Raw genomic sequence first — 23,930 nt, 5'->3', positions numbered from 1 at the left:
TGGCACGCTGAAAGACGGTGCATGAACGTATCAGACGCCATGACGCCGCGGTCGGATCTCGTCGTCGTCGAGATCCCGGGGAGCCGGAACGACGTGCTGGAGTACATCCAGGAGTACGGCTTCTCGTCGGTGCCGGTCGTGAAGGACGTCGACGGCGAGGAGGTGTACCGCGGGCTCGTCTCCCGCGACGACCTGATCGAGCAGCCGGACGAGGACCAGCTCGCGCTGCTCATGCGCGGGGTACCGACGATCGGCGCCGACGCCGCGATCGGCGACGCCGCCGCCACGATGGCCGCCGAGGACTCGCGCCGGCTCCCGGTCGTCGACGGCGATTCGCTCGTCGGCATCCTCACCGTCACCGACGTGGTGCGGGCCATCGCCCGCGGCGAGATCGACGGCGACACCGAGGTCGGCGGGCTCGCGACCAGCGCGGTCAACGCGACGTACACCGAGACCCCGCTGCCGGTCGCGGAGCGGGAGATCGGGCTGGCGAACGTCCCCTACGCCGTGGTGCTCGACGACGACGCCGGGCTCGCCGGCATCCTCACCGAGGTCGACGTACTGGAGGTCGCCCGCGTCGTCGAGGGCGAGGCCAGCACGGGCGACTCCATCGCCGAACAGGACTCCGAGTGGTCGTGGGAGGGGATCAAGGCGACCGGCGCCCGCTACCTCCCGACCCGGAACGTGGAGCTGCCCGTGGGAGCGACACGCCACTTCATGACCGAGGACCTCGTGACGGTCAGCGGGGCGCGGACCGCCAAGGAGGTCGCACAGGAGCTCATCAGCAACGACATCGAGCAGGTGCCGCTGGTCAACGGCACCGACCTCGACGGCATCGTGCGCGACGTAGACCTGCTGGAGGGCTTATAAATGGCGTCCGAGGCGATCGTCGAGCTGGCGAAGCGTCGCGGGTTCTTCTTCGGCTCGAACGGCGCGTACGGCGGCACCGCCGGCTTCTATACCTTCGGCCCGCAGGGCGCGGCGCTGAAGAAGAACGTCGAGGACGCGTGGCGCGACCGGTTCACCCTCCGGGAGGGGAACCGCGAGATCGAGGCGCCGACGATCATGCCGGAGCCCGTCTTCGAGGCGTCCGGTCACCTGGAGGGGTTCGACGACATGCTCGTCGAGTGCCCCGAGTGCGGCGAGTCCCACCGCGCCGACCACCTCGTCGAGGCCGTCACGGAGATCGAGGACGCCGAAGCGCTGCCCGGGTCGGAAGTCGAAGAGCTCATCGCCGACAACGACATCGCCTGCCCGTCCTGCGGCACCGCGCTCGCGGGCGAATCAGTTGAGGACTTCAACCTCATGTTCGCGACCGACATCGGCCCGGGCGACGCCCAACCCGGCTACCTCCGACCGGAGACGGCCCAGGGTATCTTCGTCGAGTTCCCGCGGCTGAAGGAGTACGCCCGCGGGAACCTCCCGTTCGGGATCACCCAGATCGGCCCCGCCTACCGCAACGAGATTTCCCCGCGCGGCGGGCTCCTCCGGCTGCGCGAGTTCACGCAGGCCGAACTCGAACAGTTCATCGACCCCGAGGAGGACGAGCCGCCGCTGGACCGCGTGCGCGACGTCGAGGTCCGGCTGTACCCCGCGACCGAACAGGAGGCCGAGGACGGCGGGTACGTCGAGACGACGGTCGGCGAGGCGGTCGACGAGGGGGTCATCGGCTCCCCGTGGGTCGGCTACTACCTCGGCGTCGCGAAGGAGTGGTACGACCGGGTCGGCGTCGACCTCGATCGGTTCCGGTTCCGCCAGCACCTCGCGGGCGAGCGCGCACACTACGCCGCCGACTGCTGGGACGCGGAGAGCGAGGTCGACGGCGACTGGATCGAGATCGCGGGCTTCTCGTACCGCTCCGACTACGACCTCTCGAAGCACGGCGAGCACGGCGACGACGCGTTCACCGTGTTCAAGCGCTACGACGAGCCGAAGACGGTCGAGCGCGCGACCGTCGACCCCGATATGTCCGTGCTCGGCCCCGAGTTCGGCGGTGACGCCGCCGCGGTCGCCGAGGCCCTTGAGACGCTCGCCGAGCGCGACCCCGACGCGTTCGACGGCGAGACGGTCGAGGTGACCGTGGGCGAGGGCGACGACGCGGAGACCCACGAGGTCGACGCCGACGTGGCGAACTTCTCGGTGGAGACGGTGACCGAGAACGGCGAGCACCTCACGCCGCACGTCGTCGAGCCCTCATTCGGCGTGGGCCGGACGGTTCAGACCCTGCTGGCGCACGCCTACAGCGAAGACGAGGTCGACGGCGAGGAGCGAACGTACCTCTCTCTGGAGCCCGAGATCGCGCCCCAAGACGCCGCGGTCTTCCCGCTCGTGACCAACGACGACCGGCTCACCGAGCTGGCCGACCGCGTCGCCGCGGACCTCCGCGAGGCGGGGCTGGCGGTCGCGTACGACGACTCCGGCTCGATCGGGCGGCGCTACCGTCGACAGGACGAGGTCGGGACCCCGTTCTGCGTCACGATCGACCGCGACGGAATCGAGGGCGACGGCGACGAGACGGTGACCGTTCGGGAGCGCGACTCCGCGGCACAGGTCCGGGTCCCGGCCGCGGAGCTGGCCGCGGAGCTGGCCGCGCTCCGCGCCGGCGGCGAGTTCGACGCGCTGGCGGACCGCTACGAGACCGTCGCGACCGACGTCGAGACCAACTGACCCGTGCCCCTTCCGGCGGCGGAGTGGCGGGCCGAAGTGGAGTTCGAGCGGCGGCTGGTCCACTTTGGCGGGACGCTGTACCCCGCACCGTTCCTGCTCGGCTGGCTCACGTGGACGGAGACCCGGTACTTCCTCGTGGCCGCGCTCGCCGTCGTCTGCTTCTTGGAGTTCCTCCGGCTCGTCGTCGGGCTCGATCACGCCGTCTACCGGCACCTCACCCGGGAGTACGAGTCCGACAGCGTCGCCGGCTACGCGCTCTACCAGGTGAGTATGACCGGCGTGGTCCTCCTGTTGCAGCCGACGCTCGCGATCCCCGCGATGTGGATGCTGTCGGTCGGTGACCCCGTCAGCGGCGCACTCGGAGACAACGACGCGACCGAGTCGAAGCGGCCCGTCGCGTGGATCGCGATGTTCCTCGTCAGTTTCGCGTTGGCACTTCCCTTCACCGTCCCGGCGTTCGGGGGCGGCGCCGGCGTCGCCGTCGCGCTCTCTGGCGCGATCCCCGCCGCGATTGCCGACGGGCTCCCGCCGATCGTCCGCGGCGTTGCCGTCGACGACAACCTCACCATCCCACCCGTCGCGGCCGGAGGGATGTTCCTTGCGGCCGCGATGTTGGCGTAGGGGTCGCGTAACCGCCCCTCACCGCTTCCCGAGCGCCTCCTCGAAGACCCGTTGTGCGCGCTCGTACCCCTCGTCCCGGTCGACGATCGGGTGGTGGTAGTCGGGCGCGAGGTCCTCGCGCTCGCCTCGCGAGAGGGTCGGCCAGTCGACGATTCTCTCGGCCGGTACGTCGCGCAGCTCGGGGACGTACGCCTTCACGAACGTCGCGTTCGCGTCGTACTTCGCCATCTGAGCCACCGGATCGAAGATGCGCACGTCCACCGAGTCGGTGCCGGTAGAGGCGGTCCACTGCCACGCCCCGTGGTTCGAGGCGTGGTCGTGGTCGATCAACCGTTTCGCGAAGTAGCGCGCCCCGCGTCGCCAATCGATCAGGAGGTGTTTGGCGAGGAAGCTCGCGACCACCTGTCGCGGGCGGTTGTGGACGTACCCCTCCGCGTTCAGCTGGCGCATCCCGGCGTCGACGAGCGGGTAGCCGGTCTCGCCGCGCGTCCACGCCTCGAAGTCCTCGTCGTTATCGCGCCACGCGATTCGGTTGGGGAACGACTTGTAGTTCGCCACGGCAAGGTCGGGGTTGTAGTAGAGCAGGTGGTACATCTGCTCGCGCCACGACAGCTCGTACCGATACTTGTCGACGTTGCGGCGCTCCTCGCCCGTCGCCGCCTCGAACGCGTCGCTCGCGCCCGTCCACACCTCTCGGATCCCGATCGCCCCGACCGCGAGATACGGCGACATACGCGAGACCGCGTGAGTCGGCGCCTCGACCGCGCGGGCGAGGTCGTCTCGCGTGTCGGCGTACGACCGGATCCCGTGAGCGAGGAAGTCGTCGAATCGCTTGCGGGCGGCCCGGTAGCCGGCTTCCGGGAGGTCGATGTCGCTCCCGAGGTCGACGTCCGTGTCGGCGTTAGGCTCAGCGACGGCCGTCCCATCCCGCACGTCGACCAGCGCGTCCGCGTCCGGCTCCGGGTACGGCTCGGGCGTGGGAACGGCCTCCCAGTCGCTGTGAAACCGACTGTGGTTCGCGTAGCGCTCTTCCAGCCGGCCGGGATCGACCAGCACGGCGTCGGTGCGGGCCTCGGTCGCGACGCCGGCGTTCGCGAGCGCCTCCTCGACGGCTCGCTGGCGGTTCCGGCGAGCCGGTCGGTAGTACTCGTTGTGGAACACGGTCTCGACGTCGTACTCGTCGGCGAGTTCGACGAGGACATCTTCGGGGTCGCCCGCCCGAACGATCAGGTCGCTGTCGAGCTCACGGTAGCGCGCCTTCAGTCGCTTGACGTGTCGAAGGAAGAAGGCCCGCTTGCGCGCGCCCGTCGCCCCGAACAGGTCGGTGTCGTAGACGAAGACGGGAACGACGGCCTCTCCCTTTCTCTCCGCGGCCGCCGCGAGCCCCGCGTTGTCACGAGTCCGCGGATCGCGCCGGTGCCAGAACAGCTGCATGGGACCGGTACGGGCTCCGCCGGATAGTGTCCTTCGGCGGTCGATCGGCACAGAGTCGATGATCCCACCCGTGCGTTTATGTCGTCGAGGTCGAAGCGAGGGTATGCAACCGCTCGTCGCCGTCATCCTCGTCGGCGTCCCGCTCGCGTGGCTCGTCGCGTTCGCGGCCTACGCCTACCTCGACGCGCCGAACCACGGAATGGACCGGCGGAAGTGGGCGCTCATCTGCTTTTTCGTCCCGCTGTTCGGCTTCTTCGCGTACGTGTTCGAACGCGGCGAGCGCGACTACGACCCGTCCGAGGACCCGTACGCGCCGGAGAGCGACGCGCGCAAGGCCGGCCTCGCCGTCCACGAGCGACGGCGCGGGGAGAAGGGGCTCGGGCCGGCCGGGACCGAGGCGGACGACGCCGACGAGACGAACGAGTGGAACGATCCCGACGGGATCGATATCGACGACGACCGAGACGAGAACAGAGCCGGCTGAAACGGCTGGCCACTGAACGGCTCTTCTCGATCGATGTCGGGAGTGGGTATTGCAGATCGATGGTGGCAAGACGCTATTTAAAAGTACATAAGTGACAGCGACGATTATTTATAAAGAGATGTGCGGTGGCGCGCGCCTCCGAGTAGCCGCCATCGGCGGCTACGAGGAGCGTCGCGCGAGGGAGTCGCTGGCGGCGACAGCCGCCAGCGACGAGGCTGGGGAGGCGTGAGGTGCGGTGCTGTGCGGGGCGGGCGGGACTCAAAGGGGCAGTCGGCGAGGCCGGCGCAGGCGACGCAAGCACCGCAACGAGGGAGCAACGTGACCGAGTGAGGAGCGCAGCGAGCGTGCGCCGGCCTCGCCGACTGGGGCTTTGAAAGCCGTCACCACAGCACCACCAACCACGTATAAACAGCCGACAGCAACACCACTCGATCACTTATAAATAGCCGATCAACCGCACTGACACACATACTCCCGCTATCGATCACCGCTGTGTCCGCACTGATCGCCACGGGATCGGAGTGTCACTCGCTGAAGATTGCAACGGAGCCGCTACACCATATCGAGCAGCGCCGACCGCCGCCGTTCGAGGTCGAACGCGGCGTCGGGGGCGTCGAGCCGCTCGAAGAAGGCGAAGGCGTCTGCCCCCGACCGCTCCGCGTGCTCGACGAGCGCCGCGATCGACGCCCGGTTGAGCGCGAGCGACTCCAACCGGCCGCAGGCGAGCGCGAGGGCGACGCCGGCCTCGCCGGCGGGAAACGCGGGGTCGACCGCCGAAAAGTCGGGATCAGTGTCGGCGTCGGTAGGAGGCTCGTCGCCGGAACGCCTCTCGGGCGCGACACCGGCCTCACTGGCCGGAAACGTCCGGAGACAGCGAGTGCAGATCGCAGTCAGGGAGTCCGGCGCGTGCTCGCGGAGCGCGGGCGGGACGACGAACGCGACGACGGCGGCGTCGCAGTGGGGACAGGACATGAAACCGAAGATGAGATTGAGAGACGCGAGAACGAATCGGTTCGGGGGCGTCAGTCCGCGGGCTCCGGCTCTTCGGTCGCGGCGGCCTCGGCGGCTTCGGCCTCGGCTTCCGCCTTTTCCTCTTCCTCCTTCTTGGCCTTGATCTTCTTCATCCGGAAGATCTCCTCGCGCTCCTGCTCTTCGAGCTTCTGCTCGATGTACTCCTGGTTCTCGTACAGGGTCGGAAGGAGCGTGAACTCCAAGGCGTTCACGCGGCGCTTGGTCGTCTCGATCTCCGTGAGCATCTTCTTCATCGCCGTCTCGACCTCAGCGGCGAGGATGATCTTCTCCAACAGCTCTTCGTAGGCGTCCGCGGCCTCGTCGATCCGCGCGGAAGAGCCGAGCAGCCCGTATCCCCGCTCGTCGAGGCTCTTCTTCACCTTCGAGGACTCGATCTGCGGGACCACGACGCCCATGATGTTCTTCGACTGAGTCGTGATCTCGGGGTGCTCTTTCAGCGCCGCGGCCGCGCCGCGAACCGCCACGTCGCCCTCCATCGCGCGGGCCATGTCGATCTTGCGCTGGGCCGTCTCGTAGTTCTCGGAGACGTCCGAGCGGACGTCCTGCGCCTGATCGAGGATGTCCATGAACTCCATGATGAGGCCGTCACGCTTCTGTTCAAGCGTGTCGTGACCGCGCTCGGAGAGCTCGATGCGGTCCTCGATCGCCATCAGGTTCTTGCGCGTCGGTTTGACGTCCTTGGCCATCTATTGGAAGGAGGTAACGAACCGAGCCTGTTAACCTTTTATTGTTCTCGACGGACTCCCGCGTCCGTCGGTCTCGGCTCGTCCGCTGTCCCGGCTAGTCGGCCGCTCCGGGCTCCGCCATCGCCGAGCCGGCGGCGTCGAGCACCTCTCGGCTCGACAACAGGATAAACCCGAATCCGACCTTCGCGACCAGATCGAGCACCATGAACCCCGCCGTCTCGATGTTGAGCGAGACGATCTGTAACCCCTCGGTCCCGAGGAGCCACCAGACGGGATACACCAGCCAGACGACGACGATCAGCGTCCGGAGGGTGCTGAACGTCGACGCGGCGGAGCCGGACAGCTGCGACGCCTTCTCGTCGAGCGAGCCGTACAGCATGTACAGGAGCACGAGCAGGAAGCCGGTGGAGACGCCCCACCAGACGAGCCGGGTCCCGCCCGCGGAGAGCACGGCCGCGCTCGTCGACAGCGTCGCGATCGCGCCGGTGCCGATCATCAACACGTCGAGCCCGACCAGCGAGGCGAGCTGGTTCCGTGTCGCCCCGACGAGCAGCCCGAGGTCGACGAGCAGGAGCGGCGTCGTGAACAGCCAGTCAGTGTACCGGGCCCAGTAGATCGGCACCTCTTCGCCGCCGAGCGTCACCGTCGTCAACCCGAACCCGAGCGCCATCGCGAGATAGTTGACGAACGCGATGGCAGTGATGAATATCGTCACGATGTAGAACTCCTGCCGCCGTCTGTCGGTCTCTCCCCAACCCCTCGCGATGAAGTACAGCATCCCGAGGAACATGCCTAGCGTCCCGATCCAGAGCCAAATCCCTTCGCTACCGGGTTGTGCCATCATGACGCAAGTAAATATACGGAACGATCGATACTAAACGGCGTACACAACTGGTGTGGTCCGTCGTCGAGAGCCGGAAGAATCTCCGTGAAGGGAGGGCGTCGCGGTCGAGGGAGTCCGCTCAGCGGTCGAGGATCGCGGCCGCGATCTTGCGTTGTGCCGCTCGCAGGTGCTGGTGGAACGTAGATCGGGTGACACCCATCGAGTCGGCGAGCTCGTCTCCGCTCGTCTCGTGCGGCCACTCGAAGTACCCGCTCGTGTGCGCGCGGATCAGCGCAGCTCGCTGTCGCTCCGTCAACCGCGACTCGATCTCGGCGACGAACTCGCGGCGGGTCTCGTGCGTCTGCTCCCGCCGACGATAGCTGCGGAGGTCTACGTTCGCCAGCTGCTCCATCGCGTCGGCCGCGAGCGAGCGCGCCAAGGCCTCCCGTCCGACCTCGATCGTCGCGATCGCGGTGCCGTCCTCGACGGCCCAGCCGCACAGCTCACCGCTGTACTCCCTGAGCAACTCCTCCAGCGGCGTCTCGTCGACCGACACCTCGACCACGGGGACGTCGGTCTCCGCGACGAGGACCGCGTGGACCGTAACGCCCGTCGCCTCGGCGGCCGCGTGGATGCGTTCGGCATCGACAGCCGGCGCTCCGTCGAGTTCGAACAGCAACGACCGTTCGCCGCGGTCGCCGACGGTACTGATGTGCTGGAGCGAGCAGGACAGCGCCTCGGCGAACGAACCTAACGGATGATCGCCGAGCGTCAGTTGGAACTCGACAACGCTCTCGCCGCGGAGCGTCCGCTGGCTCTCGAGCGCGTTGATGCCGATCGCGACGGTTCGTCCGAGCGCCGTCAGTACGTCGCGTTCGTGCCGCCGAAGCTCCTCGGTCTGTGCGTAGACGGCGATGGCCCCGTAGGTCGCCTCGCCGAAGTAGAGCGGGACGCCGGCGACCGCAGCCGCCTCCGCCGGCTCGTTCGGTTCGTCCGGCCCGATCGATTCGAGCCGCACATGCCGATCGTCGACCGCCGCCGCGACAACCGCGTTCGTCGATCGGGCGCCGGTGTTTCCGGTTGCGACGGGGATCGCTTCGATCTCGGACCCGGTCTTACCGTCCGCGACTCGCAGTTCGACCGTCTCAGTCGCCGGATCGTACGTCCCGATCCACGCGCCGGTGTAGGTGTCCGCGATGCTCCGGACGACCTCCTGTCGGAGCTCTCCCGGCGACGACGCCAGGGCTACGGCTTCGGTGACGTCGGCGACGACGCCGTCCAACCGTTCCAAGAGACGCGACTGTGCGGTTCGTTCGTGCTCGATCCGCGCCGCGCGGTCAGCAGCGGCCTGTTCGGCCCGCTTGCGACGCGTGACATCCTGTTGGAAGCCGACGTAGTACGCGATATCCCCCGTGTCGTCCCGGAGCGGTGCGATCGTCACCTCGTTCCAGAACAGTTCGCCGCTCCGGCGGTAGTTGCGGAGTTCGACGGTCACGGCTTCCCCCTCCTCGATGGCGACGCGCATCTGACGCACCGGCTTCTCCCGAGTCTCCTCGCCCTGCAGGAACCGGCAGTTGCGACCGATCGCGTACGACGGCGAGTATCCGGTCATGCGCTCGAACGCGGCGTTCACGTAGATCAACGGCATGTCCGGCTGGGTCGCGTCCGCGATCGTGATCCCGACTGGTGCCTCGTCCATCATGCGAGTCTTCAGCGACTCGCCGACGGCGTCGGTGCTCGCCGACGTCCCCGAACCGGGGCCGCGCGTCGGCCGTTCCGCTCTCGGCTCGGATTTCAAAAACTCCGGCCGTACCATACGGTAGTATCGTGTTGAACGACCAAAACATGTCGGGTAGACAAACAGGAAGAGGGGACAGAGATCGTGTGCCTCTGACGGCGGCGGGCGATCGCTTCCGACGGCCGGACGCTCTGCTGGTGCCGTCTTCTGTCGCCGCTCGGCGCGGCTGCTCGCCGGTATTGCGAAAGAGTAGAGGAAAAACCGCGATCAGTCGGCCGCTTCGACGACTTCGCGCTCGGAGTCGTCCTCGCGGTAGTACTCCTCGATGAACTCCTCGTCGATCCGGTTGAGGGCGTCTTTCGGAAGCATCGAGAGCAGGTCCCAGCCGATCGAGAGCGTCTCCTCGATGTCTCGGTTCTGGTCGAAGCCCTGGTCGACGAACTCGGACTCGAAGGCGTCAGCGAAGTCGAGGTACTTGTTGTCGAGCTCCGAGAGCGCCTCTCGACCGACGATGTTCACGAGGTCGCGGAGGTCTTCACCCTCCGCGTACGCCGCGAACATCTGGTCTTTCACGTCGGCGTGGTCCTCGCGGGTGAGCCCCTCGCCGATCCCGTCGTCCATCAGCCGCGACAGGCTGGGGAGGACGTTGATCGGGGGCTGGAGCCCCTGACTGTTCAGATCGGGGTCGACGTAGATCTGCCCCTCCGTGATGTACCCAGTCAGGTCCGGGATCGGGTGGGTGTCGTCGTCGCCCGGCATCGTGAGGATCGGGATCTGCGTCACCGACCCCTCACGCCCCTGAATCCGACCGGCACGCTCGTACAGCTGCGCCAGGTCGGTGTACATGTATCCGGGGTAGCCGCGTCGCCCCGGGACCTCCTCGCGGGCCGCGCCGATCTCGCGGAGCGCCTCGCAGTAGTTGGTCATGTCCGTCAGGATGACGAGGACGTGGTAGTCCTTCTCGAAGGCGAGGTACTCGGCCGTGGTGAGCACCATCCGCGGCGTGACCGTCCGCTCGACGGCGGGGTCGTCCGCGAGGTTCATGAAGACGACGGAGCGCTCCAGCGCGCCGGTGCGCTCGAAGTCCTGCATGAACTCGTTGGCCTCCTCCTGGGTGATCCCCATCGCGCCGAAGATGACGGCGAACTCGGAGCCCTCCTCGTCGTCGCCCTCCTCTTCTTCCGGCACGCTGGCCTGCCGGGCGATCTGCATCGCCAGCTGGCTGTGCGGCTGGCCGGAACTGGAGAAGATCGGGAGCTTCTGGCCGCGGACGAGCGTGTTCATGCCGTCGATCGCGGAGACGCCCGTCTCGATGAACTCCTCGGGGTACTCCCGGGAGTACGGGTTGATCGCCGCGCCGACGATGTCCTGTCGCTCCTCGGGGACGATCTCCGGGCCGTCGTCGATGGGGCGGCCGGAGCCGTCAAGGACCCGCCCGAGCAGGTCCTCGGTGACGGGCATCTTCATCGTCTCGCCCAGGAAGCGAACGGACGCGTTCTGGTCGATACCGGAGGTGCCCTCGAACACCTGGATGGCGACGACGCCCTCCGAGGATTCGAGCACCTGTCCACGCAGCGTCTCGCCCTGTGCCGTCTCGATCTCGACGATCTCGTCGTACCCGATCGCCTCGTCGACCTCGGCGTACACGAGGGGGCCGCTGATCTCGGTGATAGTTTGGTACTCTTTCATGTTAGTAGAGGCTCCGGAGTTCTTCGCTGATGTCCGCTTTGAGCTCCTCGATGTACTCCTCGTAGTCCTCTTGGACGCCGATCCGGTTGATCCGGGGGGCGGCCTCGGTGTCGACGATCTCCTCGACGGGGACGCCCGCTTCGAGCGCCTTGAACGCCTCGTCGTTGAACGTCTCGATCGTCGTCAGCATGAGGTACGTCTTCTCCGGCGGACAGAACGTGTCCACCGGGTGGAACGCGTTCTGCTGGAGGTACGCCTCGCGCAGGTAGCGCGCGACCTCGAGGGTGAGCTGCTGGTCGTCGGGCAGGGCGTCCTTCCCGACGAGCTGGACAATCTCCTGCAGCTCGGTCTCCTCGTCGAGCACGTCGACCGCCCACTGGCGTTTCTCGGACCAGTCGTCGGCGACCTCGTCTTCGAACCAGGGATCGAGCTGATCCTTGTACAGCGAGTACGACTCGTTCCAGTTGATCGACGGGAAGTGGCGGCGCTCCGCCAAGTCCGCGTCGAGCGCCCAGAACGTCTTCACGATACGCAGCGTGTTCTGGGTGACCGGCTCGGAGAAGTCGCCGCCGGGCGGCGACACCGCGCCGATCGCCGAGACGGACCCTTCCGTCCCGTTGACGTTCTCGAAGTAGCCGGCGCGCTCGTAGAACTGCGCGAGCCGGGCGGCGAGGTACGCGGGGTACCCCTCCTCGCCGGGCATCTCCTCCAGCCGGGAGGAGATCTCGCGCATGGCCTCCGCCCACCGCGAGGTGGAGTCGGCCATCAGCGCCACGTCGTACCCCATGTCGCGGTAGTACTCGGCGATCGTGATCCCCGTGTAGATACAGGACTCACGCGCCGCGACGGGCATGTTCGAGGTGTTCGCGATGAGCGAGGTGCGGGCCATCAGCGGGTTGCCGTTGGCCGGGTCCTCCAGCTCGGGGAAGTCCTCGATGACCTCGGTCATCTCGTTGCCGCGCTCGCCGCACCCGACGTAGACGATGATGTCCGCGTCGGCGTACTTCGCGAGCTGGTGCTGCGTGACCGTCTTCCCGGAGCCGAACGGCCCCGGAATCGCGGCCGTTCCGCCCTTCGCGATGGGGAACAGGCCGTCGAGGATGCGCTGGCCGGACACCAGCGGCGTCCGGGGCGTCTTCTTGTTCTCGGAGGGGCGCGCCTCGCGGACGGGCCACTCCTGGTGCATCGAGACGTCCGTCCCGTTGGCGAGCTCGGCAACCGTCTCGGTGACGTCGAACGAGCCCGACTCGACGGCGGTGACCTCGGTGGTCTCGCCCTCCTCGAGCGCGTCCGGCGGCACCATCACCTTGTGGTCGATGGTGACCGTCTCCTCGACGACGCCGACCACGTCGCCGCGGCCGACCTCGTCGCCGACCTCGACGGTGGGTTCGAACTCCCACTCCTTCTCGAGGTCGATGCCGGGCGCGTCGACCCCGCGGTCGAGGTACGGACTGCCCATCTTGCCCTCCAGCACGTCCAAGGGACGCTGGACGCCGTCGTAGATGGCGTCCAGCATGCCCGGACCAAGGTCAACCGACAGCGGCTCGCCCGTGTTCTCGACGGGTTCGCCGGGGGCGACCCCGGAGGTCTCCTCGTACACCTGAATGGTCGTGATGTCGCCTTCGATCTCGATCACTTCCCCCATGAGGCCTTCGTCGCCGACGTAGACGACGTCGTTCATGCGGGCGTCGAGGTCGCGGGCGCTCACGACCGGACCGCTCACGCTTTGGATAACACCGTCTTCGCTGATGGTGGTCTCCGTGGATTCTGCTTTACTCATATTAGTCGTCCTCCTCCATCAGGTCGATCCCGATGGCTCGTTTGATCTGGTCGCGCAGCCCGCCGCTGCCGGCGCCGGACCCGCCGAGCGTCACGAGCACGGGCTCGATGCTCCCCTCCACCGACTCGCGGGTCCCCCGCGAGAGGTGGTCGAGGTCGTCGGTGTGCATCACGATGATGCCGGTTCCCTCGTCGTCGAGGGTCCGTTCGACGGCGTCGTCGAGCCGCTCGTCCTTCTCGTCGTCCGGTACGTTCTCGAACTTCCGCACGCCGGCGAGCCGGAATCCGGTCGTGAACTCCGGGCTCCCGACGACGGCGATCTCCTGGCTCATGTTATCACCAGCTCCGATTCGATCTCGTCGGCCGACAGGCCGGCCTCCTTCCCGCGGGCGATCGCCCGGATGTTCTCGACCTCGCGCTCCTTCGCGAGGATGTACGAGATCACCGGCGTCACCGACACCGGGTGGATCGTGCCGAGCTGATCACCGTACGCCAGCAGGGCGGCGTCGGTCGCGTGCTCGAACGCGATGAGGCTGTCCGCCTCCTCGAGTTCGCGCAGCGCGGGACCGAGCTCCTCACCGTACTGGCTGTCGGCGATGTACTCCACGAGCTCGTCGAGGTTCCGCGCGAGCCGCGCGAGCGACCCGCGAGTGAACAGCTCGCCGCCCTCGATGAAGTACGCCGCGGGGTCGATGTCCGCGCCCGACCGGGCGAGCCGGAGGGCGTTAATCGCGTTCCGGAAGTCGACCTCCGCCCTGAGGAACGCCTCGTACTGACGGGTCGGCTCGTCGCCGCCGAGCCCCGACAGGAGCCGTTCGTAGAACGCGCGGTCGACGGCGTTCTCCAGCGGCACGAGCGTGTCCGTCTCCTCGTACTCGGCGTACGCCTCCCGCAGCGGGTCCCCGTAGATGGTGTCTTCGAGCACCTCGACGACCGCGTCGATCGAGTCGGCCTCGAGCAGCCGCCGGATCAGCCGGTCGTCGAACTCGCCGGCGCGGATCAGATCGACCTCGATCGCCGACTGGTCCGCGTCGGTGTAGACGCCGCGGATGACCGTCTTCACGTTCCAGGCGTCGAACTTCCGGAGGTACCGGGCGATCAGGTCGTACAGCGCGCCCTCGCTCCAGTCGAGGATGTCGTCGAACTGCTCGGCGAGGTTCCGGTTCAACGCGTACTCGATCAGGTCCACGCCGCCGTGGCGACTCCCGAGCGCGTTGATCTCCGCGCCGTAGCTCGACTCCTCCATGAACCGGGCGATCTCCGCCGGGCCCATCCGGGTCAGCTTCCGGTACTCCTCGTCGCCGTAGAGGCTGCCGCGGCGGGCACGAACCCGCGCGACGACGTACTCTGGGTTCGAGCTCCCGACGGCGCTCATTGGTCGAACAGCTGCTCCGAGATGTTCTTCAACTCGTCGTCCCAGACGGACTCCAGGATCGAGTCGAACGTGTTGTTCACGCGAACGCGAGAGGTGTCGCTCTCCGCGACGACGCCGCCGAGACAGTCAACTTCGCCGTCGACCTCGGCGTTGCGGTCGGCGACGAGCTCCTCGACGAGTTCGACGTCCTCGGCGTGGGTGTAGACGGCGACATCTGCGTCGTCGTCGAACTCCGCGAGAGTCGCGTCGAGCAGCGTCTCGGTCAGCTCGCGGCGCCGGTCGCCGTCGAGCCCCTCGATGGCGGCCTCGACGTCGTCGTAGACGTCCTCTAAGACGTCACGACGGGCCCCGAGCCGCTCCTGTTTGGCCTCGAGTTTGGCCGAGGAGAGCGTCTGCTCGCGCTCCTGGTCGATCTGTCGATCGACCTCGGCGAGCCGCTCTTCGCGGATGCGCTCGGCATCGGCCTCCGCCTCGGCGACGATCTCGTCCGCCTCGGACTCCGCCGCCTCACGGATTTCCTCTGCACGCGCGCGGGCTTCGTCTCGAACGTCCTCAACGACAGTGTCCAAACTCATTGGTGTGGAAAGGGGGTGCCGCTTAGACGATGAAGACGACGACGAGTGCGAGAATGACAATCGTCTCGGGGAGGACCGTCAGAATGAGCCCGTTGACGAACAGATCGTCGTCCTCGGCCATCGCGCCGACGGCCGCGGAACCGATCCCCCGCTCGGCGTAGCCCGCACCGAGCGCCGCCAGCCCGACAGCGAGTGCTGCCGCGGCGTTGGCGTCAGTCAGCGTTCCACCGGCCTGCAGTGCGACGTTCCCGAGTTCGTTGGTAGCTTCAAGCATTGGTAGTAGTTGCGGTTGCTCGTCTCCGAACAGTTGCTATTTGCCGCCACAGTGGTCATAAAGCTTCCCAAAACGACCGAATAGAGCGCCCCTGACGCGGGAGAAAAGTGCGACTAACGACGGCAATTTTCGGACTCCGCGTGGCGTCCGCGAGACGGGTCGCGGGTCGGACCGCGACCGTTACTCCTCGTCGGCGGTGTACTGCCGGTCGTAGCCGAACGGCAGGTACGCGTTCCCGCCGCCCTCGTAGAAGTTCCCGAAGAACTCCACGTACTCGAGACGCACCGCCTGAATGCCGGCGGAGGTGACCCCGAGCGCGAGGACGACGATGTGCCCGACGACCGCGACGACGATCCCGCCCACGAGCGCGAGGACGCCGACCGCCCCGATCGAGGCCGGGTCGAACGCGGTCGTGATCCCGGCGAAGACGAGTTCGTACTCCTCGGGGTGGCTCCGGATGTACTCGAGGTACTCGGCGGAGAAGATGAAGTGGAAGCTCCCTTCACCGCCTTCGCCGATGTACGCCCCGAACGCCAGCAGGTTCACGGCGAGCGCCATCCCGCCCTTCGCGAGCAGCACCGCCATGATCCGGGCGTACGAGATGACGTTGACGATCGGCGCGAGCACCTCGGCGAGCTCCGGCGGCTCGCCGATCGCGAGCAGGACGACGCCGAGCACGACGGCCGCGATGGCGGCGTACCCGACGGCGATCGGGAACCCGGCGAACGACACCGCCCCGAAGGTGAGGATCGAGAACGACTCGAACAGGAAGTCCGGCTTCGGACCGGGGAGGTGCTGGCTGAAGATCCAGACCCACGCGCCGTTGAGGATCAGCAGCCACGAGCCACCCTCGTACATCGCGTGTTTCAGGTCGTGCTGCTGGTAGTTACTCACGAACGAGAGGATATGCCCCGCGTTCAGATGCACGAGTCCGAACAGCACGCTGGCGACCAGGAACGACAGCGCCCAGTCGATGTCGGCGGGCGAGAGGCCCTTCCCGGAGACGGGCCAGTGGACATCGCCCGGCAGCAGCTGGTAGGCGTGGTAGCCGAACACGTCGATCCCGAAGTAGATCCCGAACAGGATCGTGAAGCCGCCGGCCCACAGCGCGACGGCGCCGAGTTCGCGGAACGTCCCCTCGTAGTTGCGGTACAGGAAGGCACCGATCGCAGCGTACAGCACGCCGTACCCCACGTCGCCGATCATGAAGCCGAACATGAGCGGGAACGTGAGGAAGACGAGGAGCGTTGGGTCGAACTCCGAGTACTTCGGCCGCCCGAAGCCTCGCACGAGCACTTCGAAGGGGCCGGCCGCGCCCCCGTTGTCCTGAACGACCGGCGGGTCGTCGCTCCCGTGAGCCGCGTGGCCGCCGTCCGTGGCCGCCTCGCGCTCGGTATCGTCGCCCGCCGCGGTCGCGGCCTCAGCGCCGCCGTCAGCGACCGCCTCCGTGTGGTGGTCGCCGTCGGGCGTGAACGAGGCGCGCTCCAGCTCCTCGACCTCGGCGTGGTCGCCGACCGCGTCGGCGACGGCCGCCTGCAGGTCGGGGAACGTCTCGGTCGGAACCCACCCCTCCGCGATGAAGGCGTTCTCGGTGGTCGCGAAGGAGAGGGGCGCCTGCTTCTTTTCGGCCTCAATGGTGAGCTGCTCTTCGGCGCGCAGCAGGAAGCCGGCCGCTTCCTCTTTCACCGCCGCGAGCTCAGCCTCGACTTCGTCGAGGTCGTTCTGGAGCTCCTCGCGTTCACGCTCCAGCTCCGCGACGTACTCGCTTGGGCTCGCGTCCGCGCTAGGCACCTCGAGCAGCGCGATGTCGACGCCGACGAGCGAGTCCTGCAGGACACCCTCGTCGGCCCCGTCGGCGGGGCGAGCGAAGATCGCCACGACGTCGCTCCCGGCGAACACCTCGAACGCGTCGATCCCGTCCGCGTCGGCGAGCGTCGCCTCGACCGCTTCCGGCTTCGCCTCGCCGACGACGACCTCGAGCGAGTCGTAGCCGCCGAGCAGGTCGAGTTCGATGCCCAGATCCGCGAACGGCTCCATTCGGTCGATCTCCTCCTCCCGGTCGCGGATCTCGGCCTTGAGATCGTCGCGCCGGTCGTTGAGATCGTTGACGCGCTCGCGCACGTCGTCGAGCTCTGCTTCGAGCGCCTCGTCGTCGAGCGCGCGGGCCCCGTCGACCTCGTCGCCCTCGACGTCGAGGATGCTCTCCAGCGAGCGCACGGTGACGAGCTTCTCGTTGACGGTCTCCGCGCCGTCCAGCGACTCGCCGGGCGAGAAGCCCTCGTAGCGCTCGTCGTAGTCCGTAACGTGCAGGGAGTGGTGTTCGTACGTCGCCTCGATCACGTCGTCGATGACACGCTTCGAGCCCGTCACCGACACCTTGCTCATCCGCTCAGGCCTGAGCATCCACCGCCTCCTCGGCCTGTTGGTTCACCGCTTCTTCGAACCGTTCGACGGCGTAGTCGACGGCCGAGTCCACGCGGTCGCGGGCCTCGCGTTCGAGCTCGTCGCGGTCGGCACGACCCGATTCGAGGATCTCCTCGCGGCGTTCCTCGATCTCCTCGCGGGCCGCCGCCAGCCGGTCGTCGGCCTCGGAGTCCGCCTCTTCCTCGGCCTCCGCGCGGATCTCTTCCGCGCGTTGTCGAGCCTCGGCGAGGCGCTCGTCGGCGTCCGATTCCGCCGCCGCGATGATCTCGTCCGCCTCCGTTTCAGCCTCTTTGATCCGGTCGAGCACCTCTGGTCTCGCCATGCTACTAATCGCCTGAAACTCCACAAGCGACGTATAAGGTGTTTGCGAAAGTGCGCGCGGGGTTCCGCAAACTCAGGCGGCCGATCGCGTCGAAACGCCCTCGCGATCGCGCCGTCGCCGCGTACCTTTAAGTACCAGTCGCCGGACCCTCACCGTATGGCAACGGTGTATGCGGTCGCGTCGGCGAAAGGTGGGGTCGGGAAGACCACCACGACCGCGGCGGTGGCGACGCTCCTGGCCGACTCGGGCGCCGACGTCGTCGCGATCGACGCCGACCTCGGCATGGCGAACCTCGCGGCGGCCGTGGGCGTGCCCGCCAGCGGGATCACTCTCCACGACGTGCTGGCGGGGGCGGCCGACCCCACTGACGCGGTTCACGAGGGGCCGTCAGGCCTCCGTGTGGTCCCGGGCGCGGCCGATCTGGAGGCGTACGCGGCGGCCGATCCCTCCGGACTCAGCGAGGTCGTCGCCGCCTTCGACGACGCCGACTACGTGCTCGTCGACGCCGGCGCAGGGCTCTCGCACGACTCCACGCTCCCGCTCGGGATCGCGGAGGAGACCCTGCTCGTCTCCACGGCGGAGCGGAGCGCCCTCGGCGACACCGAGAAGACCCGACAGCTGACCGAGCGGCTCGGCGGCTCCGTCGCGGGCGCCGCGATCACCCGCCTCGACCCGGCGACCGCCGCCGGCGACGACCCGATCGACGCGGTCGAGGAGACACTCGACGCCCCCGTGATCGGGCGCATCCCCGAGGACGACGCGGTGTTGCGCGCGGTGGAGTCGGGTCAGCCGCTCCCCGCCTTCGCCCCGGACGCCCCGGCGACCCGCGCGTACCGGGACCTGACGCGGGCGCTGACCGGCGCGCCGATCGACGGTCCGGGACTCGCCGCCGGCGACGCGGCGGTAGACGACGCGGAGACCGGCGATACCGAACCCGGAGAGACGACGCCCGACGCGGCGTCATCTACCGATCCGGAGGTCGACGAGGAGACGGACGCGGGAGAGGACGACGCTCCCGCGGACGCCGACACCGAGGGCACGGACGAGACGGTCGAGCCGGCCGAAGCGACTGAGACCGGGGATTCAGGGGGGAAAGACGTTGCACTGGACGAGGAAGACATCATCGTCGCCGACTCCGAGCGAGCCGGTCTCGGCGAGCCGGGTGACGAGGAGGACATCATCGTCGCGGCGGAATCGCCCGTCGAGGACACCGAGCCTGTCGGGGACGATACGGCGGTCGAAGCCCCCGGTAGCGCCGGAAGCGACGCGGGCGATCCAGAGACCGACACCGCGAGCGATCCGGAGGCGGCCGAGGTCGACGCCGTCGATGGCGAGACGGAGACGGTGGGAAAGGGCCACGTCGACGGCGACGACCTCGAAGCAATGATCGAATCGGATATCGGATCTGACCAGTTCGACGAAGAAGACGACGAGACCGCTGAACCGACCGCGGACGACGAGCCAGCGGACGAGGTAGTCACTGTCGACGAGCCGTCAGGCACCGAGCGTTCCGCAGAGCCGTCGCCGGCCGACGGGCCAGAGTCAGACGGAGAACCGGAGCCAAGCGAGGACCCGGAGCCGAGCGAGGAAGCGGAACCAGACGAGGAGCCGGAACCCGATCCGGACGACGAACTCGCCGGCAGCGTCCCGTTCCGCGACGACGACACGGGGACGATGAACACCGCTCTCTCCGAAGAGAAGGAGGACGACGAAGACGAGAAGGGCGGCTTCTTCAGCCGGCTGCTCGGTCGGTAGCGAGCGCGTCGCTCCCGGCGGTCAGTTCGTGAAGTATCGATACGGAACGAGAGCCGAAGGGCCGCTCAGGCCTCTGAGGGCGCCTCGGCCCGGTCGCGGATGAGCTCGCGGATCTCTTCGGGGTCGGTAATGCCGGCGAGCTCCTCACAGGAGACGAGGGCGGTGCCGTCGACCGACTCGCGCTTCTCGTCCTCCTCGGTGAAGTAGACCGAGCGGGTCTGCGCCACCTCGCCGATCGAGGACATGATCCGGGCGCGCTTCTCGGCGGCCGGGGTGAACGCCGAGTGGCCGGTGAGCACTCGCGCCACGGCGCTCCCCTCGTCCTCCGAGACGGCCTTGAACGGGGCACGTGCGGTCGGGTGCACCGTGAACCCCGCGTTCGTGAGGACATGGAGGACGTGCTCGTCGTCGGGGTCGGTCTCGGGCGCCGAGGGCGTGGGATCCGAGTCGCGGACGTCGTCGGCACCCTCCAGCACGTCGACCGGGCTGGAGAACGGCTCGTTGAACAACTCCTCCAGCTGGATCGCCACCTCGATGGAGGCGTTCATCCCGTCCTCGTACTTCGAGACGGTGCGTCGCGAGACGCCGAGCTCGGTGGCGAGGCGGCCGAGCGACCAGCCGCGCTCCTCGCGCTCGTCGGCCAGCAGGTCGCCGTCGAGGCTCACGTAGAGCCCGCCGGGGGCCGCGTAGATGAGCGGGGGCATCCCCTCGACGAACAGGTCGTACCCCGTGTCGGGGTTGATCACCGGGACGCCGTGTCGGAAGTAGACGACTCCGGGTTTCAGCTCCTCGTCGCGGGTCCGGACCCCGATCACCATCGGCGTCGCCTGCAGGTACTCGCCGAGCCGACGCATCTCGGCGCCGGTCTCCGCGTCGAGCGCGTCGACGTTCCCGAGGATTTTCAGGAGGACGAGGTCCTCGTCGCGCCGGGCCGCCACGTCGAAGCTCTTGGGCCGGACCGCACACCGGTCGCTGACGAGGAAGCCCGCGTCCTCCAGCATTGCGGTGACGTTTTCGATCAGCGCAGTCCGGGACATAGTCAAGATAAGCGGCTCGCCGTATATATGCGTTGTGTCAGTCGAATACGTTCGAAACCCGCGCCAGCTTGCGATTTTCTCGATCGAGGTGCCGGAGCAGTTATATACTCGCTAATCGGCGCTCCCCCCTCTGCCCGCGCCGTCCCGCCCCGAAACCGGTTTGTCCGGGAGCGCGAAAGGGCGCGTATGCCCATCGTCGCCGTCGACGACACCGACTCCCGCGAGCGCGGGATGTGCACGACGTACGTCGGCGCGCGGCTGGCGGAGCGGCTCGACGCGGCTAGCGGGCGCGTCCGCCGCCGACTCCTGATCCGGCTCAACCCCGCAGTGAAACACAAAACGCGGGGCAACGCCGCGGTCGCGCTCCACGTCTCCGGCGTCGACGCGGAGACCGCGTTCGACCTCGCCGCGGAGACCGTCCGGGAGTTCGCGGCGGCGGACGACCCCCGGACCTCGCCCGGCGTCGTGGTCGCCGACGTCGACGCGGGCGGCGATCCGTTCGATCCGAGCCCCACATCGATTCCCGCCGACGTGGCCGACTTCGCTCGCCGCGCGCTCCGGCACCGCCTCTCGCTAGACGAGGCGCTCAAGTTGGCCGACGAGCACGGCTTCCACCACGCGGCGTTCGGGTCCGGCGGAGAGACCGACGCGGAGGCAGTTCTCGGTCGCGGCCGGATCGGCGCGCTCGCGGCGGTCGGCGCCCCCGCCGCGTTCGACGACTGGACCGTCGAGCGCATCTCCTACCGCGAGCTGGACCGCTGTGGCACCCCCCGCGACGTCGACATCGAGAGCGTCTTCGCGGCCGCGGATCGGGAGTACCCGACGGTCTGGGACACCGTCGACCGCGGGACCGGCGAGGCGGTCTGCGTTCCGAACGCCCCCGGCCCGATCCTCCACGGAATCCGCGGTGACGACGCCGACGCGTGCCGCGAGGTCGCCGCGGCGATCGCCTCCGAGCCGATCGAGCGCGCCGCGACGTTCCTGACGAATCAGGGCACCGACGCGCACCTCGCTCCCGGCGCGATCGGCGGCCTCCGCGACGGCGCGGGCTACCGCCTCGACGCCGTCGTCGAGGGCGAGCCGGAGACGAAACGCGGGGGACACGTCCACGTCGACGCGGCGGCGCCGGGCGACGGCTCCTCCCCGCGCCTCCGGTGTGTCGCATTTAAACCGACCGGGCGATTCCGCGACCGCGTGCGCGCTCTCCGCCCCGGCGACCGGGTGACGGTGTGCGGCGAGCACGAGGTGCGGGCGGCTGAGGGTGACACCGAAGATGGGGGATCCGATGGCGACAAACCGACAGCGACGCTGAAAGTGGAGAAGCTCGCAGTTCGCAGTCTCGTCCAGACGGAGCCCGCCGTGCCGACCTGTCCCGACTGCGGGCGGTCGATGTCCTCGGCGGGAAGGGGACAGGGGTACCGCTGCCGGGACTGCGGCACCGACGCGCCCGGGAAGGTCGAGCAGCCGATCGACCGGGAACTGGAGGCCGGCTGGTACGAGGTCCCGCCGAGCGCCCGGCGACACGTCGCGAAGCCGCTGGTCCGCGGGGGGTTCGACGCCCAGACCCACCCGGAGCGGTGAGTCGGCGGGGTCGGGGCGGTGCGGAGGGTGATGGCGGGCGTCAGTCGCTCGCCACGAGTTTGTAGCACATCCCGGCCTCGTCGGAGTCCTGCGGGGCGCGTTCCGCGTAGTAGATCCCGTCGTCGGTCACGATGGGCGCGCTGGTCACGTCGCCGCGGCCCTCGGCGGTCCAGGTGACCGATCCGTCGTCGCGGTCGAGCGCGTACAGCTTCGCGTCGTACGAGCCGACGAGCACGTGGTCGTTCGTGGCCACCGCGCTCCCGGTGATCCAGCCGCCCGTCTCGGTCGACCACAGTTTCTCGCCGCTCTCGAGGTCGATCGCGTAGGCGTTGCTGTCGTGGCTCCCGACGTACACCTCGCCGTCGTGGACCGCGGGGGCGCACATGACGCCGCCCGTGTCCGCCGGACTGGGGTCGCCCGTCGACGTCTCGCCGCCGTCGGTCTCGAACTCCCACAGCACGGAACCGTCCTCGACGTCGAGCCCGGTGACGGTCCCCGCCCACGAGGGGACGACCGCGATCCCGTCGCTGATCGCGAGCGGGAGCTTCACGTCGCCGCCGGTGTCGTAGGCCCACTCGCGCTCCAGGTCGGGGAACGACCACGCGTAGCAGTTGCCGTCGTTGGAACCGAAGATGAGGCGCCCGTGCTCGCGGTCGATCGCGACCGTCGAGTGCGGGTGGTTGGTGGGGCGCTCGTCGCGCCACTCGATCTCGCCGCTCTCCGCGTCCATCTTGACGACGCTCCCGCTCGGAGTGGCGTGTTCGATGGCGACGTAGAGCTTCCCGTCGAGGTAGGTCGGGCTGGCGGCGGCCGCGTCGCCGGCGTCGGTCTGCCACAGGATCTCGCCGTCGTCGAGCGCCACCGCCGAGACCACGCCGTCGTAGGTACCGACGTACAGGCTCCCGTCCGCGATCGCCGGCGTCCCGTGGCTGCCGCGGTCGTCGTCGCTGATCGAGGTCTCCCAGTTCACCGACCCGTCCGGCGCGATCGACTGCACCCGACCGGTGTCGTCGGCGAGGACGATCGCCCCGTTCGGCGCCTCCACGGGACTTCCCTTGGAGGCCGAGTGATCGCCGTGGTTGGCCGGCACCTCCCACGCAGTCTCGACCGCGTCGGGGATCGCCGCGTCGATGTACCCGGTGTTGCGGAGTCCGTTCCGGAACTGTGTCTTCACGCCGTCGTCGGGCGCTTCGGTCGGGCGGTCGCTCCCATCTTCGTCTCCCCCGTCGCTCCCGCCTCCGGAACCGCCGTTCCCGGGCGTGTCGTCTTCGCCGGATCCGCCGGTGTCGAGGGCGGAGCAGCCGGCCAGTCCCGCGACACTCGCGGTGCTCGCGGCACCGAGCACCCGCAGCCACTCCCGACGCGATCGTTCGGTCATGATGGGTTGCTACCCGCAGCGACAATAAAAAGCCACGCTCCTCGGCGTCGTGCTCGCGAGACGCTTTGGTGACCCCAATACTAACGGTCAGTGGACGAGGTCGAGGTTTGGGAGAAATGATGACGAGAGGCAGAGAGCGGCCTAGCGGTCGTCGAACCGCTCGCGCTCGTAGGCCGAGTGCTTCTGCGGGTGTTGCATCACGCTGAGTTGGGGGTGGGACCCGTATGTGGTGCGGTGAGGAGGGGGAGAGGGGGAG

Annotated in this window: 22 protein-coding genes; 7 read left to right on the top strand and 15 right to left on the bottom strand. The window is 68.3% G+C overall.

The window, feature by feature from the left end; all coding sequences use genetic code 11:
* Positions 1 to 21 precede the first annotated feature (21 nt).
* From ACP96_RS01430 to ACP96_RS01420, 3 genes are read left to right on the top strand one after another with little or no spacing between them, the layout of a single operon-like run.
* Positions 22 to 870, top strand: coding sequence for a CBS domain-containing protein (locus tag ACP96_RS01430; RefSeq protein WP_050031848.1), 849 nt, complete (start codon positions 22 to 24; stop codon positions 868 to 870).
* The gene (gene glyS, locus ACP96_RS01425) at positions 871 to 2,667 is read left to right on the top strand and encodes a glycine--tRNA ligase (protein WP_050031847.1); all 1,797 of its coding nucleotides are present in this window, start codon (positions 871 to 873) and stop codon (positions 2,665 to 2,667) included. It abuts the gene before it with no gap.
* Between the two features lie 3 nt (positions 2,668 to 2,670).
* Positions 2,671 to 3,288 (top strand): hypothetical protein, encoded by a 618-nt coding sequence (locus ACP96_RS01420; protein ID WP_050031845.1) that lies wholly within the window; start codon positions 2,671 to 2,673, stop codon positions 3,286 to 3,288.
* Positions 3,289 to 3,306: 18 nt separating this feature from the next.
* On the opposite strand, the gene ACP96_RS01415 is transcribed toward ACP96_RS01420, so the two are convergent.
* The gene (locus tag ACP96_RS01415) at positions 3,307 to 4,722 is read right to left on the bottom strand and encodes a cryptochrome/photolyase family protein (RefSeq protein ID WP_050031844.1); all 1,416 of its coding nucleotides are present in this window, start codon (positions 4,720 to 4,722) and stop codon (positions 3,307 to 3,309) included.
* A 103-nt stretch (positions 4,723 to 4,825) separates the two neighbouring features.
* On the opposite strand from ACP96_RS01415, the gene ACP96_RS01410 reads away from it, so the two are divergent.
* Both ACP96_RS01410 and ACP96_RS18355 read left to right on the top strand, forming a co-directional pair.
* The gene (locus tag ACP96_RS01410; protein WP_050031843.1) at positions 4,826 to 5,206 is read left to right on the top strand and encodes a PLD nuclease N-terminal domain-containing protein; all 381 of its coding nucleotides are present in this window, start codon (positions 4,826 to 4,828) and stop codon (positions 5,204 to 5,206) included.
* Between the two features lie 91 nt (positions 5,207 to 5,297).
* Positions 5,298 to 5,435: a hypothetical protein gene (locus ACP96_RS18355; RefSeq protein WP_154020374.1), complete on the top strand. Its 138-nt coding sequence runs from the start codon at positions 5,298 to 5,300 to the stop codon at positions 5,433 to 5,435.
* A 323-nt stretch (positions 5,436 to 5,758) separates the two neighbouring features.
* On the opposite strand, the gene ACP96_RS01405 is transcribed toward ACP96_RS18355, so the two are convergent.
* The 12 genes from ACP96_RS01405 to ahaH form a co-directional block, all read right to left on the bottom strand.
* Complete coding sequence (locus ACP96_RS01405; RefSeq protein WP_050031842.1) at positions 5,759 to 6,178, bottom strand: DUF6276 family protein; 420 nt, start codon at positions 6,176 to 6,178, stop codon at positions 5,759 to 5,761.
* A 50-nt stretch (positions 6,179 to 6,228) separates the two neighbouring features.
* Entirely contained in the window at positions 6,229 to 6,924 is a 696-nt protein-coding gene (locus ACP96_RS01400) for a V-type ATP synthase subunit D (RefSeq protein WP_050031841.1), read from the bottom strand.
* A gap of 94 nt (positions 6,925 to 7,018) precedes the next feature.
* Positions 7,019 to 7,765 (bottom strand): bacteriorhodopsin, encoded by a 747-nt coding sequence (locus ACP96_RS01395; protein ID WP_082222429.1) that lies wholly within the window; start codon positions 7,763 to 7,765, stop codon positions 7,019 to 7,021.
* A 121-nt stretch (positions 7,766 to 7,886) separates the two neighbouring features.
* Positions 7,887 to 9,563 carry a PAS domain-containing protein gene (locus ACP96_RS01390; protein ID WP_050031839.1) on the bottom strand — a complete coding sequence of 559 codons (1,677 nt, stop codon included), beginning with the start codon at positions 9,561 to 9,563 and terminating at the stop codon, positions 7,887 to 7,889.
* Between the two features lie 189 nt (positions 9,564 to 9,752).
* The gene (locus ACP96_RS01385; RefSeq protein WP_050025113.1) at positions 9,753 to 11,174 is read right to left on the bottom strand and encodes a V-type ATP synthase subunit B; all 1,422 of its coding nucleotides are present in this window, start codon (positions 11,172 to 11,174) and stop codon (positions 9,753 to 9,755) included.
* A gap of 1 nt (position 11,175) precedes the next feature.
* A complete protein-coding gene (locus ACP96_RS01380) occupies positions 11,176 to 12,954 on the bottom strand; it encodes an ATP synthase subunit A (RefSeq protein WP_050031838.1) in 1,779 nt (592 codons plus the stop codon).
* Position 12,955: 1 nt separating this feature from the next.
* A complete protein-coding gene (locus tag ACP96_RS01375; protein WP_050025112.1) occupies positions 12,956 to 13,285 on the bottom strand; it encodes a V-type ATP synthase subunit F in 330 nt (109 codons plus the stop codon).
* Positions 13,282 to 14,328, bottom strand: a complete 1,047-nt coding sequence (locus ACP96_RS01370; RefSeq protein WP_050025111.1) for a V-type ATP synthase subunit C — start codon at positions 14,326 to 14,328, stop codon at positions 13,282 to 13,284. Before ACP96_RS01370 ends, ACP96_RS01375 begins: the two co-directional genes overlap by 4 nt.
* Positions 14,325 to 14,903 (bottom strand): V-type ATP synthase subunit E, encoded by a 579-nt coding sequence (locus tag ACP96_RS01365; RefSeq protein WP_050025110.1) that lies wholly within the window; start codon positions 14,901 to 14,903, stop codon positions 14,325 to 14,327. The genes ACP96_RS01370 and ACP96_RS01365 overlap by 4 nt, the downstream gene beginning before the upstream one ends.
* 22 nt (positions 14,904 to 14,925) lie before the next feature.
* The gene (locus ACP96_RS01360; RefSeq protein WP_004049078.1) at positions 14,926 to 15,177 is read right to left on the bottom strand and encodes a hypothetical protein; all 252 of its coding nucleotides are present in this window, start codon (positions 15,175 to 15,177) and stop codon (positions 14,926 to 14,928) included.
* Positions 15,178 to 15,357: 180 nt separating this feature from the next.
* The gene (locus ACP96_RS01355) at positions 15,358 to 17,562 is read right to left on the bottom strand and encodes a V-type ATP synthase subunit I (RefSeq protein ID WP_050031837.1); all 2,205 of its coding nucleotides are present in this window, start codon (positions 17,560 to 17,562) and stop codon (positions 15,358 to 15,360) included.
* A gap of 4 nt (positions 17,563 to 17,566) precedes the next feature.
* Positions 17,567 to 17,923 carry an ATP synthase archaeal subunit H gene (gene ahaH / locus ACP96_RS01350; protein WP_050027189.1) on the bottom strand — a complete coding sequence of 119 codons (357 nt, stop codon included), beginning with the start codon at positions 17,921 to 17,923 and terminating at the stop codon, positions 17,567 to 17,569.
* A gap of 156 nt (positions 17,924 to 18,079) precedes the next feature.
* Between ahaH and ACP96_RS01345 the strand changes: the two genes are divergently transcribed.
* On the top strand, positions 18,080 to 19,678 hold the full coding sequence (locus ACP96_RS01345) for a nucleotide-binding protein (protein ID WP_050031836.1): 1,599 nt from the start codon (positions 18,080 to 18,082) through the stop codon (positions 19,676 to 19,678).
* Positions 19,679 to 19,743: 65 nt separating this feature from the next.
* Here ACP96_RS01345 and ACP96_RS01340 read toward each other — a convergent pair whose 3' ends face one another.
* Complete coding sequence (locus ACP96_RS01340; protein ID WP_050025455.1) at positions 19,744 to 20,715, bottom strand: transcriptional regulator; 972 nt, start codon at positions 20,713 to 20,715, stop codon at positions 19,744 to 19,746.
* A gap of 186 nt (positions 20,716 to 20,901) precedes the next feature.
* On the opposite strand from ACP96_RS01340, the gene ACP96_RS01335 reads away from it, so the two are divergent.
* Positions 20,902 to 22,296 carry a tRNA(Ile)(2)-agmatinylcytidine synthase gene (locus ACP96_RS01335; protein ID WP_050031835.1) on the top strand — a complete coding sequence of 465 codons (1,395 nt, stop codon included), beginning with the start codon at positions 20,902 to 20,904 and terminating at the stop codon, positions 22,294 to 22,296.
* A gap of 40 nt (positions 22,297 to 22,336) precedes the next feature.
* Here ACP96_RS01335 and ACP96_RS01330 read toward each other — a convergent pair whose 3' ends face one another.
* Complete coding sequence (locus ACP96_RS01330; RefSeq protein ID WP_050025457.1) at positions 22,337 to 23,674, bottom strand: outer membrane protein assembly factor BamB family protein; 1,338 nt, start codon at positions 23,672 to 23,674, stop codon at positions 22,337 to 22,339.
* Positions 23,675 to 23,930 lie beyond the last annotated feature (256 nt).

This window comes from Halorubrum halophilum, from assembly GCF_000739595.1.
Classification (GTDB): domain Archaea; phylum Halobacteriota; class Halobacteria; order Halobacteriales; family Haloferacaceae; genus Halorubrum; species Halorubrum halophilum.
This window is presented reverse-complemented; position numbering and strand designations above follow the sequence as displayed.

What these genes read in the sequence shown, in the direction of transcription:
- ahaH (WP_050027189.1), bottom strand. Translation starts at nt 17,923, where the DNA reads ATGGCGAGACCAGAGGTGCTCGACCGGATCAAAGAGGCTGAAACGGAG.
- ACP96_RS01370 (WP_050025111.1), bottom strand. Translation starts at nt 14,328, where the DNA reads ATGAGCGCCGTCGGGAGCTCGAACCCAGAGTACGTCGTCGCGCGGGTT.
- ACP96_RS01405 (WP_050031842.1), bottom strand. Translation starts at nt 6,178, where the DNA reads ATGTCCTGTCCCCACTGCGACGCCGCCGTCGTCGCGTTCGTCGTCCCG.
- ACP96_RS01390 (WP_050031839.1), bottom strand. Translation starts at nt 9,563, where the DNA reads ATGGTACGGCCGGAGTTTTTGAAATCCGAGCCGAGAGCGGAACGGCCG.
- ACP96_RS01415 (WP_050031844.1), bottom strand. Translation starts at nt 4,722, where the DNA reads ATGCAGCTGTTCTGGCACCGGCGCGATCCGCGGACTCGTGACAACGCG.
- ACP96_RS01340 (WP_050025455.1), bottom strand. Translation starts at nt 20,715, where the DNA reads ATGTCCCGGACTGCGCTGATCGAAAACGTCACCGCAATGCTGGAGGAC.
- ACP96_RS01365 (WP_050025110.1), bottom strand. Translation starts at nt 14,903, where the DNA reads ATGAGTTTGGACACTGTCGTTGAGGACGTTCGAGACGAAGCCCGCGCG.
- ACP96_RS01345 (WP_050031836.1), top strand. Translation starts at nt 18,080, where the DNA reads ATGGCAACGGTGTATGCGGTCGCGTCGGCGAAAGGTGGGGTCGGGAAG.
- ACP96_RS01385 (WP_050025113.1), bottom strand. Translation starts at nt 11,174, where the DNA reads ATGAAAGAGTACCAAACTATCACCGAGATCAGCGGCCCCCTCGTGTAC.
- ACP96_RS01410 (WP_050031843.1), top strand. Translation starts at nt 4,826, where the DNA reads ATGCAACCGCTCGTCGCCGTCATCCTCGTCGGCGTCCCGCTCGCGTGG.
- ACP96_RS01330 (WP_050025457.1), bottom strand. Translation starts at nt 23,674, where the DNA reads ATGACCGAACGATCGCGTCGGGAGTGGCTGCGGGTGCTCGGTGCCGCG.
- ACP96_RS01380 (WP_050031838.1), bottom strand. Translation starts at nt 12,954, where the DNA reads ATGAGTAAAGCAGAATCCACGGAGACCACCATCAGCGAAGACGGTGTT.
- ACP96_RS01360 (WP_004049078.1), bottom strand. Translation starts at nt 15,177, where the DNA reads ATGCTTGAAGCTACCAACGAACTCGGGAACGTCGCACTGCAGGCCGGT.
- ACP96_RS01335 (WP_050031835.1), top strand. Translation starts at nt 20,902, where the DNA reads ATGCCCATCGTCGCCGTCGACGACACCGACTCCCGCGAGCGCGGGATG.
- ACP96_RS01395 (WP_082222429.1), bottom strand. Translation starts at nt 7,765, where the DNA reads ATGGCACAACCCGGTAGCGAAGGGATTTGGCTCTGGATCGGGACGCTA.
- glyS (WP_050031847.1), top strand. Translation starts at nt 871, where the DNA reads ATGGCGTCCGAGGCGATCGTCGAGCTGGCGAAGCGTCGCGGGTTCTTC.
- ACP96_RS01375 (WP_050025112.1), bottom strand. Translation starts at nt 13,285, where the DNA reads ATGAGCCAGGAGATCGCCGTCGTCGGGAGCCCGGAGTTCACGACCGGA.
- ACP96_RS01430 (WP_050031848.1), top strand. Translation starts at nt 22, where the DNA reads ATGAACGTATCAGACGCCATGACGCCGCGGTCGGATCTCGTCGTCGTC.
- ACP96_RS01400 (WP_050031841.1), bottom strand. Translation starts at nt 6,924, where the DNA reads ATGGCCAAGGACGTCAAACCGACGCGCAAGAACCTGATGGCGATCGAG.
- ACP96_RS01355 (WP_050031837.1), bottom strand. Translation starts at nt 17,562, where the DNA reads ATGAGCAAGGTGTCGGTGACGGGCTCGAAGCGTGTCATCGACGACGTG.